General features: G+C 58.8%; 13 protein-coding genes. 5 read left to right on the plus strand and 8 right to left on the minus strand.

What is annotated here, in order from left to right; genetic code table 11:
• Positions 1 to 271: 271 nt before the first annotated feature.
• Positions 272 to 667, minus strand: coding sequence for a hypothetical protein (locus tag GAL_RS00480; RefSeq protein ID WP_024095650.1), 396 nt, complete (start codon positions 665 to 667; stop codon positions 272 to 274).
• Between the two features lie 138 nt (positions 668 to 805).
• Here GAL_RS00480 and GAL_RS00485 point away from each other — a divergent pair, with 138 nt between their 5' ends.
• Positions 806 to 1,456, plus strand: coding sequence for a carbonic anhydrase (locus GAL_RS00485; RefSeq protein WP_024095651.1), 651 nt, complete (start codon positions 806 to 808; stop codon positions 1,454 to 1,456).
• 33 nt (positions 1,457 to 1,489) lie between these two features.
• On the opposite strand, the gene GAL_RS00490 is transcribed toward GAL_RS00485, so the two are convergent.
• Positions 1,490 to 2,644, minus strand: coding sequence for a DUF3095 domain-containing protein (locus GAL_RS00490; RefSeq protein WP_024095652.1), 1,155 nt, complete (start codon positions 2,642 to 2,644; stop codon positions 1,490 to 1,492).
• A 172-nt stretch (positions 2,645 to 2,816) separates the two neighbouring features.
• Between GAL_RS00490 and GAL_RS00495 the strand changes: the two genes are divergently transcribed.
• From GAL_RS00495 to GAL_RS00510, 4 genes are all read left to right on the plus strand, one after another.
• Positions 2,817 to 3,995 carry an MFS transporter gene (locus tag GAL_RS00495; protein ID WP_024095653.1) on the plus strand — a complete coding sequence of 393 codons (1,179 nt, stop codon included), beginning with the start codon at positions 2,817 to 2,819 and terminating at the stop codon, positions 3,993 to 3,995.
• 78 nt (positions 3,996 to 4,073) lie between these two features.
• The gene (locus GAL_RS00500) at positions 4,074 to 5,096 is read left to right on the plus strand and encodes an aspartate-semialdehyde dehydrogenase (RefSeq protein ID WP_024095654.1); all 1,023 of its coding nucleotides are present in this window, start codon (positions 4,074 to 4,076) and stop codon (positions 5,094 to 5,096) included.
• Positions 5,097 to 5,226: 130 nt separating this feature from the next.
• Positions 5,227 to 5,562: a hypothetical protein gene (locus GAL_RS00505; protein WP_024095655.1), complete on the plus strand. Its 336-nt coding sequence runs from the start codon at positions 5,227 to 5,229 to the stop codon at positions 5,560 to 5,562.
• A 126-nt stretch (positions 5,563 to 5,688) separates the two neighbouring features.
• Positions 5,689 to 7,362, plus strand: a complete 1,674-nt coding sequence (locus GAL_RS00510; protein WP_024095656.1) for a DUF4139 domain-containing protein — start codon at positions 5,689 to 5,691, stop codon at positions 7,360 to 7,362.
• An 8-nt stretch (positions 7,363 to 7,370) separates the two neighbouring features.
• On the opposite strand, the gene GAL_RS00515 is transcribed toward GAL_RS00510, so the two are convergent.
• The 6 genes from GAL_RS00515 to GAL_RS00540 all read right to left on the minus strand — a co-directional run bounded on the left by GAL_RS00515 (position 7,371) and on the right by GAL_RS00540 (position 13,268).
• Complete coding sequence (locus GAL_RS00515; protein ID WP_024095657.1) at positions 7,371 to 8,441, minus strand: branched-chain amino acid ABC transporter permease; 1,071 nt, start codon at positions 8,439 to 8,441, stop codon at positions 7,371 to 7,373.
• Entirely contained in the window at positions 8,438 to 9,469 is a 1,032-nt protein-coding gene (locus tag GAL_RS00520) for a branched-chain amino acid ABC transporter permease (protein WP_024095658.1), read from the minus strand. Before GAL_RS00520 ends, GAL_RS00515 begins: the two co-directional genes overlap by 4 nt.
• A gap of 59 nt (positions 9,470 to 9,528) precedes the next feature.
• A complete protein-coding gene (locus GAL_RS00525; protein ID WP_024095659.1) occupies positions 9,529 to 10,278 on the minus strand; it encodes an ABC transporter ATP-binding protein in 750 nt (249 codons plus the stop codon).
• Complete coding sequence (locus GAL_RS00530; protein WP_024095660.1) at positions 10,271 to 11,047, minus strand: ABC transporter ATP-binding protein; 777 nt, start codon at positions 11,045 to 11,047, stop codon at positions 10,271 to 10,273. Before GAL_RS00530 ends, GAL_RS00525 begins: the two co-directional genes overlap by 8 nt.
• 123 nt (positions 11,048 to 11,170) lie before the next feature.
• Positions 11,171 to 12,355, minus strand: a complete 1,185-nt coding sequence (locus tag GAL_RS00535; protein WP_024095661.1) for a substrate-binding domain-containing protein — start codon at positions 12,353 to 12,355, stop codon at positions 11,171 to 11,173.
• Between the two features lie 142 nt (positions 12,356 to 12,497).
• Positions 12,498 to 13,268 (minus strand): HpcH/HpaI aldolase family protein, encoded by a 771-nt coding sequence (locus GAL_RS00540; RefSeq protein ID WP_024095662.1) that lies wholly within the window; start codon positions 13,266 to 13,268, stop codon positions 12,498 to 12,500.
• Positions 13,269 to 13,351: the final 83 nt, after the last annotated feature.

Raw genomic sequence — 13,351 nt, forward strand, 5'->3', positions numbered from 1 at the left:
TTTGATCGTCACAGTATCTGTCACAGCGCTATCTGCAAGCCCTGCAATTGCCGAGGCGACCCGCTGTTTCCAGCGGGCGCCATTCGTGAATTGTTGTGGATAGAACGCCAATGAGGGCCCTGGAAAGAGCCCGGACGCATTACATACGCCACAACGAAACCAATAGGTGATGCGCAGTCCACCTTGGGTCTGACAGATGGAGACAGGCTCCGTCGGCGGCAGATCCGCTGTCAGATGTATCTGAGCACGTGTCCCCCCCCAGGATCACGCGTCAGACCGAAAGGTCTTGCTGCTCCCAGACGGCGGTCAGAGACCGTTCTCCAATCCGCATCAGTCGGAACAGCGTCGCCGCCACTGCGGCAAAATCGTCGATATCAATTGCCCCGGTTACGTCACGGGCAACCTGCGCCATTGCCGTCATGCCGATCTGGTCAGCGATGGCGATCAGCGATCGCGCGCTTTTGCGCAGATTGGGCATATCATTCTGGCGCCATAACCGCTCGCAGTGAGACAGCCGTACGGCCAGTTCCTCAATCGCGCGACAGACCACATCTTCGGCCCCTGCTTCGCCAAGTTGCGCATAGAGATCCGACAATTTGTCGGAATCCAGGCGCACGTTTTCTTTGTGTATTACAGTGAGTATTTGAGCCACCACATTAAACCCCATATATTCATGCCCCCACGGCACGGGCCAAACTTGCGCTTCAGAAGTTGTCAAAAGGTTTCCAAGCGGATGGTCAAATCTCTCGAATTTGCTAACAATCCTTGGTAACAGACCCGCCAAATGCCAATTGAGGATCAGCATATGCAATTTGCAAAACCCCTGCCAAGCTATCTGGTGACGCGCTATCACGGGTGGAAAGCCACGACCTATAGCGACAATCAGGGCTGGTACCGGCGGCTTGCCAGCGAGGGTCAGCGCCCGCGCGCGATGGTTATCTCCTGTTGTGACAGCCGGGTGCATGTCACCTCGATTTTCGGCGCCGATCAGGGCGAGTTCTTCATCCATCGAAATATCGCGAATCTGGTGCCGCCCTATCAGCCGGACGGTGACCACCACGGGACCAGTGCGACCGTCGAATATGCCGTCACCGTTCTGAAAGTGGCGCATCTGATCGTACTGGGGCATTCACAATGCGGCGGGGTACAGGGCTGTATTGATATGTGCAAAGGCCACGCGCCGGCCCTGGATGCCAAGGAGAGCTTCGTCGGGCGTTGGATGGATATCCTGAAACCGAAATTTTCACTGGTTGAGGATATCGAGGATATCGATACTCAGGCGCGTCAGTTCGAGCGTCAGGCGGTTGTGGCCTCGCTTGAAAACCTGATGACCTTCCCGTTCATCGACAGTGCCGTACGTGATGGCACATTGAGCCTGCATGGTCTGTGGACTGATATCGGCGAAGGTGGGCTGGAATGTTACGAACCGCGAAGCGGCAACTTCCAACCGGTCTGAGACCTGCAGCCGAACGGTAGCTCAGGGTGGGCCTCAGGCTGTTGCCCGGTCTGAGGCCGCCATTCGCAGTGCGGCTTGGGTATAGCCGCCAGAGGCGCCATCGATGAAGTGAACATGATCGTCGCGCATCGCTGATGGAACAATGCAGGTCACCAGCGCCTCATCCTGTTCGTGGAGCCCGTATCGTGCATGACCGGCGGTCGCGGCTTTCTCCAGGATCCGCGTAATGTCGTCGCGCACGTGTGGCGGGCAGTCGAGTGTCAGCTTAAGGCCATCGTCGAATTTTCGGAAATCGGCATTGGCCACCAGCATCCTGCGATAATGCTGCGCATCAAAACTGCCAAGCGGGCGCTTTCGGCTAAGGGCATACGCGGCCAATGTTGTCTGAATAAACAGCTGGGCCTTGCGCAGGATCAAAGCAGTTTTCCCGCGTGAGATCTTGGCCTCAAGGGTAAGGCCCGGCGGTGGGAAGCTAAAGCTTGGCCCCCCTTCCGGTACCGGATGGCCATTGCGCTGTAGCTGATCCGCCACGGCGAGAATATCACCGGCAATTTTTGCAAAATCCTTGGCAGAGGCTGTCGGTTCGGGTTGCACCACTACCGAAAGGATCAGACCGTTGCGGGCCGGAATTGTGTTCCAGCGGCAAGACAGGCCAGTCAGATCTGGTGGATCGGGCAGTGGGGCAGGCGGCACCTCAAACCCGCCGTGCTTCATTTGCCGTTCGGCCCAGTTCAGGCCACCGCCCGCGAACATCGCATAGTCAGCGGCTTCGGATACAGCATAGCGGGCGACAGCAACATCTAGCCCCTCGGCCCGGATCCAAGACACCGGGAGCAGTGCCGCGCGCAAGTCAATATCAAACTCCGCACTGGCCCAGCTGCGCAGGCGAGCCAGAGTGTCACGGGCAATGTCGGCATGTTCAGGACCAACTGCAAAGGAGGCCCCGTCACCGCCAAACACATAAGGAAACGGCACACCCTGCAAGGCGTTTATCATGGCTGCGATCACCGAGGCTCCGATGGTATTCACCGTCTTGTAACGCCCGGATGCGATCAGATCGGTGGAATTGACGATATCGCAGCAGCCTACCATCCAGTCTCTGGGCAGTGGTGTAAACGCGCCGGCCCGCGTCAGGCCGGCGAAATCGCGGCTGGGCGAGAGGCTTTGGTAGAAACCATCCTGTGTCATATGCGATCCGTTCATCCTGCAGACACCATAGCCTAGCGCGGCTGCGACGCACGACCAATCACGGCTAAGTGGTTTCGCGCTCTTGTGAATTGGTGCGAAATCGCCACTGTGGACCGATCAGATTTCCGGTCCGGGTCATGTGCCGGGTCGCGCAGCTCATTCGGGGGATTTCATGCAGGTGGGGCTGATTATTTTATGTCTGGGCTATGTGCTCAGCCAGTTCTTTCGGGCATTTCTGGCGGTGCTCAGTTCTGCCCTTCAAACTGATCTGGGCGCCTCGCCTGAGGATCTTGCCTTTGCCTCCGGGCTCTGGTTCCTGACCTTCGCCGTCATGCAGCTGCCGGTGGGGTGGGCGTTGGACCGTATCGGGCCAAGCCGTACTGCGGCAGCGTTGTTGTTGCTGGGCGGGGGCGGCGGGACGTTGGTGTTTGCGCTGGCCAGCCAGCCGTTTCACATCAGCCTTGCGATGGTCCTGATCGGGGTGGGATGTTCGCCTGTCCTCATGGCATCCTATTACATATTCGCGCGGGAGTATCCGCCGCGCCGCTTTGCGACACTGGCGGCCCTGATGCTGGGGGTTGGCTCCCTTGGGAACCTGGTTGCATCCTATCCAACGGCGCTTGCGGTTGAGGTTCTGGGATGGCGCGGTACATTGTTTGGGCTTGCGGGGATCTCGACTGCGGTAGCGCTTGGTATTGCGCTGACAGTGAAGGACCCGGCGCGGGTTGAGGTCAGCGACGGCCCCAAAGGCTCTGTGCTGGATATTCTGCGCATGCCTGTGCTTTGGCCGATATTCATCATGATGTTTGTGGCCTATGCACCCTCGGCGGCGCTCCGCGGCCTGTGGATCGGCCCTTATATGAGTGATGTCTTTGGTCTTGGTTCTGAGGCGATTGGGGTCGCCAGTCTGGTGATGGGGGTTGCGATGATTCTCGGCACATTTGCCTATGGGCCGATGGATCGGCTTTTGGGTACACGCAAAGGTGTGGTGCTTGGCGGTAATCTTCTGGCCTGTGCGGCGCTGGGTGGCCTGATGCTATTCATCGACGGGCCAGTGCCATTGGTCGTGGCTCTGATGGCGGCCGTCGGTTTTTTCGGTGCGGCCTTCCCGGTCATCCTGGGGCAGGGACGCGCCTTTGTGCCGCCGCACCTGGTTGGGCGGGGAGTGACCATGCTCAACTTCTTTGGCATTGGCGGAGTGGGAATCATGCAGTTCGCCAGTGGGCGTCTGCATGCAGAAACAACCGGAGCGGAGCTTTCCTTACCGTATTTTGTCATTTTTGGTTTCCTCCTCGCGTTTCTGGCGGCGGGATGCGCAATATATCTGCTCAGCCGCGACAGCTTGGATTGATCTAGCCTTTCCTCGCGCGGGCTTTCCCGATAAGACACCGCAGCCGGTCACGAGGCCGGATACAATTGGAGAAACAAAATGGGTTATCGCGTCGTTATCGCGGGCGCCACGGGCAACGTGGGTCGCGAAATGCTGAACATTCTGGCGGAACGCCAGTTTCCTGTGGATGAGATTGCAGTTCTGGCGAGCCGCAAATCCCTCGGCACCGAAGTTACATTCGGCGACAAGACACTGACGACCCAGGATCTGGATACGTTCGACTTCGCCGGTTGGGATATGGCGCTGTTTGCTGTTGGCTCCGATGCCACCAAGAAATACGCGCCGAAAGCCGCTGCGGCCGGTTGCGTCGTCATCGATAACTCGTCGCTGTACCGCTATGATCATGACGTGCCGCTGATCGTGCCCGAGGTGAACCCGCAGGCGGTGCATGGTTATGCCAAGAAGAACATCATCGCCAACCCCAACTGCTCCACTGCGCAGATGGTTGTGGCGCTGAAGCCGCTGCATGATCGTGCCAAGATCAAGCGTGTCGTGGTGTCGACCTATCAGTCGGTGTCCGGCTCTGGCAAAGATGCGATTGACGAACTGTGGGATCAGACCAAAGCGGTCTACAACCCTACACAGGACGTACCACCGAGCGTCTACACCAAGCAGATTGCCTTCAACGTGATCCCGCACATCGATGTTTTCCTGGACGACGGCTCGACCAAGGAAGAGTGGAAGATGGTCGCCGAGACCAAGAAGATCGTTGATCCCTCGATCAAGGTCACCGCGACCTGCGTGCGGGTGCCGGTCTTTGTCGGTCACTCCGAAGCGATCAACATCGAATTCGAGGACTTCCTTGATGAAGATGAGGCCCGTGACATCCTGCGTGAGGCCCCTGGCATCATGGTGATCGACAAGCGCGAAGACGGCGGCTACGTGACGCCGGTCGAATGTGTTGGTGATTTTGCAACTTTCATCAGCCGTATCCGTCAGGATTCGACCTTGGATAATGGTCTTAACCTGTGGTGTGTCAGCGACAATCTGCGCAAGGGTGCTGCTCTGAATGCGGTTCAGATCGCGGAACTTCTGGGGCGTGAAGTTCTGAAAAAAGGCTAAAAACCTATCCATTCAGATAAGGGGCTGCCTCGAAAGAGGCGGCCCCTTTACCGTTTGTATAACTGTTCTTGCCAGCCTTGATGCCACTAGTCTGATGGGGGTTAGACAACGGTAAATGGGGGATAAGACCATGATGGAAAAACGATCCGCGGAAGATATCGCAGACAGTGCGCGCATTAGCGCGGGCGAAAGCGCCTGGGCCACCGCACGTAATAGTTCGCGGCTGGACGCAGAGATGGCAGCACAGCTGAGAATGGTCCTGAGCGAGAGTTTCCGCACCGCGAAGACCTGGCTGGAGTTGATCCGCGCGCTGCGTATCAAGGGGTTCTACTTGGAGCGGAAAGATGGGCGCATGCGTCTTCGGGACGCCCATAGCCATGTTGAAATCTGCACCTGCCGGTTTCTGGGCTTCCCAGGCCGAGAGCTGGAAACGCGTTTCGGCGAACCTTTGCCTGAATACCTCTGAGAGGCCCAGACACGAAGGGGTGGCGGGCAGGCAATCGCGGATACAACTGGTCACAGCTCGGATGCGTCTCTAGGTTCGGTGGCAGGCGAGGCATTGCCCCGCAGTGTTCATCAATCGAGAGAAATTATGCGATCTGCTTTTTCAGTTTTCACCTTTGGCGCGACGCTTGCCGTGGCCACACATATTGCCTCAGCTGGGGTTTCGGACGTGATACAAGTGGACAGCCAGGTCGTAGCTGTCACTCTTTACCCAGGATTGGCGCAGATCACCCGGACAGCCGATGTGGTGTTGCCTGAGGGGCAGCATGAGCTGATCCTGCAAGGGGTTCCGCGAAGTGCGGAGACGGAGAGCCTGCAGGTTCAAATAAACGGCGCCCGCCGGATCAGTACCCGGGTGCGAGATGAGTTCGTTCCGCCGCGTGACGCGTCGACACCGGAGATTCAGGCCGCCGAAGCGCGCATAGATGAGATCGAAGCACAGATCACTACGGTGGAAGATGAGGCCGCGCGCGCACGGGCTACCGCTCATGCGGCGCGCAGTTCTATTCATTTCCTGGAGCAGCTTGGCAACAATGACGGGCTTGTGGATACAAATGCCACTGCGCTTGCTGATATCGCCCTGATGATCAGCCGTCAGGCCGGCGAAAATCACCGTCAGATTGTTGATGCCGAGGCTGAGGCCCGCAATAAGGAACAAGCGCTGGTTACCTTGCAGGAGAACCTGACAGACGCCCGCGCGGCGCTTGCCGCTCTTACGCTAGAGGACGAGGAGCGCCTCTATATTGAAGTAACGGTTGAAGCCGCCGCCGCGGGGGCAACCTCAATTCGCATGGAGTATCTGACTGAAGGGGCAGGCAATATCGGCTGGTCTCCGAGCTATGAGCTGCATCTCGCAACTGGCAGTGATCCGGAGCTGACGTTGAACCGCAGCGTGATCTTGTCACAGGACACGGGCGAAAACTGGCAGGACGTTGCGCTGACGCTGTCGACCGCAGACCCTTTGGGCCAATCAGCGCCCTCGCGGCTTTTCCCACAGCTGCGGCGGATCGAGAAGCCAATGCCCGTTCCAGAACCGAAACAGCGGATGTCATCTGATATGGAACTGGATCTTGCGAACGAGCCTATAATCGAAGCGGCAGTGGTGGTTGAGGAGATGCTTCGGCAATGGTCTGTCGACCGCAGTGGCGTCGCCGCGGTCTATGAGTTTGATACGCCTGTCTCCGTCGCATCAGGGGCTGAGGCGTTGCGGTTGGAGATGGACAGCCTGAAGACAGCCGCGACGCTCACCGCTCAGGCGGTGCCGCTGCGCAATGAGACGGCCTACCGTATGGTACGCTTCACCAACGAGTTTGGTGAACAGCTATTGGCTGCGACGCAGGCTGCCCATTTTGTCGACGGAAAATTGGTTGCTGTCGCAGATTTTGCCGGGCTGGCACCGGGAGCAGAGGCGGATCTGGGCTTTGGCGCAATCAGAGGTCTGACCCTAAGTCGCGATATTCTTGACCAGAGTGAAGGGGAGCAGGGGCTGATTTCGCGCAACACTGAACAGGTCCGTCGGGTCGAGATTGAGGTGGAGAACCTCACGAACCGTGCTTGGCCGCTGCGCTTGCTGGACCGTGTGCCCTATTCCCAGCAGGACGCGCTGGAGATTACCTGGGACGCCCGCCCGGCACCGACGGAAGAAAACGTCGAGAAACAGCGTGGTATCCTCGCTTGGGATATGGAGATTGCGGCGGGTGCGACCGAAGTGATCGAGATTGATACTGAGCTGAGCTGGCCCGAAGGTCAGATCCTGCGCTGATCTGCGCGCTAACGTTGGCCGCGCAGGCGGCCAACCACGCCACTGGGGAAGAAATAGACACTGAGAATGAACAGCACCCCAAGCCACAACAACCATCTGTCCGGGCTGAGAAGTTCGGGCAGCAGAGGTAACCCTTCGGTCATGCCCGAGAGAACACCCATCAGGTTTTGCAGATAGTTCTGTGCCAGCACAAACAGGGTCGCGCCGATAACTGCGCCGTAGATGGTGCCCATGCCGCCAATGACGACCATCAGCAGAATGTCGATCATGATTGTCATCGACAGGGTGGTATCCGGCCCCACATAGCGCAGCCAGATCGCATAGAGAGATCCTGACAGCGCCGCTATCGCCGCTGAGAGGCAGGTGGCGGTGACGCGGTAGTAGACCACTTTGTAGCCAATTGCCTCTGCTCTGAAGTCATTTTCCCGGATCGCTTGCAGCACGCGGCCAAACGGCGAATTTACGACCCGCAACAGAGCCAGGAACAGCAGCGCGCTGCCGCCGAAAATCAGGTAATAGGTCAGCAATTTTCCGTTCAGTTTAACCCCGAAGAGTTTGCCATCGAACGCCTCTTTGCCGAATTTGAACGCAGGCCCCAGCTCGCGCGGGTTTTTGAAGGTCAGCCCATCCTCGCCTCCTGTGAGCCCGGAGAGCTGGCTGACCAAAACCGCCACGGCAGAGGCAACAGCGAGCGTGATCATGGCAAAGAAAATCGCTCGGACACGCAGGGAAAACAACCCAATCAGCAGCGCCAGAACGGCTGCGAGCGCCGCACCCGTGATAGACCCGATTGCCAGCGCGTCAAAGCCACGTCCCATATGGGTTGAGGTGAGAGCGACCCCATAGGCGCCCATGCCGAAGAACATCGTATGCGCAAAGCTGACAATGCCGCCGTAGCCCAGCAAGAGATCGTAGCTCGCCACCAGCACGATAAAAATGCAGATGCGCGCGGCGGTATCGACGGTGCGAACGCCCGGAAACAGAAAGGGTGCGAAGGCCAGGCAGATCAGGATGACACCAAGCAGCAGGGCAAGGGTGCGAGAGCGTGGCAGGTCGCCAGACAGAAGAGTACGGATCATTTTGCCTTTACCACCGGGATCATGCCCATGGGGCGCCACATCAGGATGGCCACCATCAAGGCGATATTGGAAACTAGGGCCAGTTTCGGCTCTACAAAGGCGATGTAATTCTGCAGCAGCCCGACCAGCAGCGCGCCGATGAAACAGCCCTCAACCGAGCCAAGCCCGCCGATGATCACCACGATGAAGATCAGGATCATCGCCTGATTGCCCATATGGGCGGTGATCACCTCCTGATAGAGGCCCCACATAACGCCCCCAAGTCCGGCCAAGGCCGATCCGGCGATGAACACGCCGATGAAAACCAGCCGCAACCGGTATCCTAGGGCCGCGACCATCTCACCGTTCTGAACACCGGCCCGTACGATCAGGCCGATCTTGGTGCGGCGCAGGACAAACCGCATGGCGGCAAAGACTGCCAATCCAACGCCGACTGTGACCAGCCGATATTTCTCGATCGCGGCATCGCCGAAGGTGAGCGCGCCTTTTAGCGCTTCGGGTCGAGTAAAATAGATTTCCTCTGGCCCCCACAGGACAATGATCAATTGCTCTGCGATGATCAGCCCCCCCATGGTGACAAGGATTTGGCTGAGGTGGTTGCCGTAGACAGGTTTGACAATCACCCGTTCGAAAGCCCAGCCCATGACGGCGGTCGCAGCCATAGCGGCAAGAACCGCGGCCAGGATCGCCAGCAGGTTCAGCCCCAACGAGGGGGCATTGGTCAGATGCCCCAGTGTCAGCAGGACGGAAATCCCGATGAAGGCCCCAACCGAGACAAAGGCGCCGTGACCGAAGTTTATGACGTCCATCAGGCCGAACACCAAAGTCAGCCCTGACGCCATCAGGAAGATCATCATCCCCATGGCCAGACCGGACACTGTCAGGGTCAGCCAGCTGGCCGGGTTCTGCACCGCGATCAGACCGGCGATTGCCAAGATCGGAACCAGCATAAGCGGCGCATAAGGCGCCAGCCTGTCGGCCACCGAAGACCGAGCCATTGTTGGGCTGTGTTCAGGGGCTGCGCTCATCGGCTTGTCTCCTGTCCGATGCAGCCGTTGCGAGATATGTATTGACCGTCAGACATCATTTACTTCGCTTCCATGCTGAGGCCCATCAGCCGTTCCTGAAGGGTGGGATCGCCAGCGAGTTCGGCCATCGCTCCGGACCAGATCACGCGGCCGTCGTCCATCACGTTGGCGGTATCGCCAAGTGCCTTTGCGACGGCGAAATTCTGTTCGACCATCAGGATTGAGGCTCCCTGGTCCTTTAGGTCCTTGAGCGCGCGGGCCATCGTGGAAATGATCGCAGGGGCCAACCCCTTGGTTGGTTCGTCAATCAGGTAGAGCTTGCGCTCTTCGATCATGGCGCGGGCAATCGACAGCATCTGTTTCTGCCCACCGGAGAGATTGCCGGCTTCGGAGGTCCAGAATGTCTTCAGCGGCGGAAACGCCTGAAAGATCCAGTCCAGACGCGCGGAATCAATGGGGCCGGAGACAGCGGCCAGCACCATGTTCTCCTCCACGGTCAGATCGGCAAAAATGCCCATGTCCTCGGGCACGAATCCCAGGCCTGATCGCGCTATATTGGCAGTGGGCATCCGGGTGATGTCATCGCCATCAAAGAGGATACGCCCGCGATGCGCCCGCCAGTGCCCGATCACACTGCGCAGGGTCGTGGTCTTACCGACGCCGTTGCGCCCCAACAGCATGGTGACGCCGCCGCGCGGCACGTTGAGATCGACACCCTGAAGAATATGGTACTGCGCAATATTCGTGTAGATCCCTTCAATCCGAAGGATCGGATCGCCGGTGGTCCCAGTCTGGGCAAGATCAGACATGATCCAAAACCCCCTCAAGTCCGCGCCCCATATAGGCCTCTTGCACGATGTCCGAGGCCATCACCTTGGCCGGGGCACCATCTGCCGCCAGCGCGCCATTGTGCAGGACGATAATGCGGTCGGCGAGGGTTCGGATCACATCCATCTTATGCTCCACCAATAGGACGGTGCGGTCGCTCTGCGCTTTCAGGTCTGCGATGAGGTCCAGCACAACCGGGGCCTCATCGACGCTCATCCCGGCGGTTGGCTCGTCAAACATGTAGATCAGCGGGTCGAGGGCAATCAGCAGAGCGACTTCCAGCTTGCGCTGATTGCCGTGGGACAGCTCTGAGACGATCTGGTTGCGCTCCTCCAGAAGGCGCACACGGGCTAGGATTTCTTCGGCCTGATCCATCAGATCGGCGTGGCCTGTAACCATTGACCAGAGATTGAATCCGCGCCTGGCTTTGGCCTGAACCACCAGACGGACATTCTCCAATACGGACAGATTGGGAAACAAGTTGGTCATCTGAAAAGCGCGTCCGATACCGGCCTTTGTACGGGCTGAAACGGAGGCGGTGCTGATGTCCTGACCGTTCAGCGTGACGCGTCCGGCGGTGGCGGGGATCTGCCCGGAAATCAGATTGAAATAGGTGGTCTTCCCAGCGCCGTTGGGTCCGACGATGGCGGTCAGTTCACCGGCGTGAAAGGCACATGTAACGGCATCGACAGCCACGTGCCCACCGAAGCGTACAGTCAGTTCATCGGTGGTTAGAAGGGGGGCAGTCATGAACGGATCCGTGTGGAGTGTGATTGAATCGCGGTTGTCCGTCTGGCACCGCTGGCAGGCGCGATCTTGAGGTGGTTGACCGGGCCCGGCATCACATGCGCCGGACCCGAGAGAAGGGTGCGATCAGTTGCGCACCGGGATCGGCAGATCGTCGATGCCCAACTCGCGAACCAATTCGGGGATCGCCCATTCGACATCATCTTCGACACGCAATTTGAAGTGGTACATCGGCTGTAGCGCTTGATGATCTTCGGCCCTGAACTGCATGGTGCCTTTCGGGGTTTCCCACTTCATGCCTTCCATCGCGGTGATCAACGCTTCGGTGTCGGTGGAGCCGGCTTTCTTGATGGCTTCCACGGCAGCGATACCAGCGGCCATGCCGCCTGCGGTGAAGAAATCAGGAGGGCTGTCAAACCGCTCAAAATGGGTTTTAACGAGCCAGTCGTTCACGGGATTGTCGGGCAGCTCATAGTAATAATAGGTGCCACCTTCCATGCCTGCGAAATCCTTGAACCCCTTCAAAGCGGCAAGGATATTGCCGACACCGGCAAATTCGATCCCGAAACGGCCCGGATCCATGGCGTTGATTTTGGCCCAAGGGTTGCCGCCACCAGCCCAGATGATGAAGAGCTTCTTTTCGCCTTCGAGATCTTTCATCGCGTTGAAGATCCGTTCCCCGGCCGCCGTAAAGTCAGTGGTATCGGTCGGTGCGAATTCTTCGTGGACGATCTCGTGCCCCTGCGCGGTAAGGGCTTCGCGGAAAGCGGCGATGCCATCGCGGCCAAAGGCGTAGTCCTGTGCCAGCGTTGCGATATGCACGTTGTCCCCGGCCAAGGCGATGGCGCTGGCTACGGCATCCTGAGAGGAATTGCGAGAGGTCCGGAAGATGTAGCGGTTCCAGTTCGACCCGGTAATGGAGTCAGCAACCGCCGGTTCTACGATCAGCAATTTTTCGTATTCTTCGGCGACCGGTAGCATCGCTAGCGCGACGCCGGAGCTGACCGGCCCGATGGCCAGATCGACCTCATCGTCGCCATAGGCCTCCTCAAGCAGGGCCTTGCCGTTCTCGGGCTTCAGCTGGGTGTCTTTTTCGATCACCACGATCTTCTCGCCGTTCACCTCCATGGTGCCGCCGGTGGCGTATTCCAGCCCCAGCATCAGGCCGTCGTGTGACTGTTTGGCGTAGGCCTCAAACGGGCCGGTTTTGCCATAGACGTGGGCGATTTTAATATCAGCAAAGGCGGCGGTGGCCAAAGCTGACGTCAGCGTCAGTGCGGAGACCATCCCCGCAGCAAATGTGCGTTTCATCCTGTAACTCCCTCGTGGCGCGCCAAGCCATCTGGCGCGGTCTCGCTCCTGTCGTGGCAGGCTAGCGGCGAGGTGTCAAACCGGTCAATTGCGCGAAAATACGTATTTCCTTATGCAGTTTTGCCTCGTGGGTCGTCCGGGGCTACTTCGATGTCCAGTCCGTGGCGAGGGCGCGCGCATTCTGCGCGAGCAGCATGACATCAATCCCGACGGCGAGGAATTGTGCCCCCATGTCGAAATAGGCCTGTGTGGCCTCGGGCGAGGTGCCCAATATGCCCGGCGCCTTGCCTGCGGCCTTGATCCGCGCCAGCGCGTCGGCAATCACGGCGCGCACCTCTGGGTGAGCGGAATTGCCCTGATGTCCCATATCCGTGGAGAGGTCGGCGGGCCCGATGAAGATACCATCAACACCCGGCACCGCCAGAATTTCTTCGAGATTTTCGATGCCTTTACGGTTTTCGACTTGCAACAGCAGGCAGACCTGCTGATCGGCGGTTTGAATGTAGTCGCTGGCGGTACCGAACAGGGTCGCGCGCGCAGCCGTCGCGCCGACACCACGAGTGCCATGCGGCGGGTACTGGCAGGCGCGCACAAGTTCGCGAGCCTGATCGGCATCCTCGACGATGGGGACCAGAACAGTTTGCGCACCGGCGTCCAGCACCTGTTTGATGATCCAGGTTTCACCGATGGGCACGCGCACCACCGGATGGCTGTCCGATGCTGCCAGCGCCATCAGCTGATCCCGAATGGAGCGGATGTCATTTGGGGCATGTTCCCCGTCGATCACCAGCCAGTCAAAGCCACAGGTCCCCATGACTTCGGCGACGGTCGCTTCGCCAAAACTCATCCAGCAGCCGATTTGACGATCCCCGTTGGCCAGCGCCTGTTTGAAGGTGTTTTTGGGTGCAGGCATAGAAACTCTCCGGTTTTGATCAGGTGCAGTCGGTTGTGTCTGTTCGGGATGGGCGCAACTGAGGAAAAAGGTATCGCCCCGCG

Source organism: Phaeobacter gallaeciensis DSM 26640 (assembly GCF_000511385.1).
In the GTDB taxonomy this organism is placed as follows: domain Bacteria; phylum Pseudomonadota; class Alphaproteobacteria; order Rhodobacterales; family Rhodobacteraceae; genus Phaeobacter; species Phaeobacter gallaeciensis.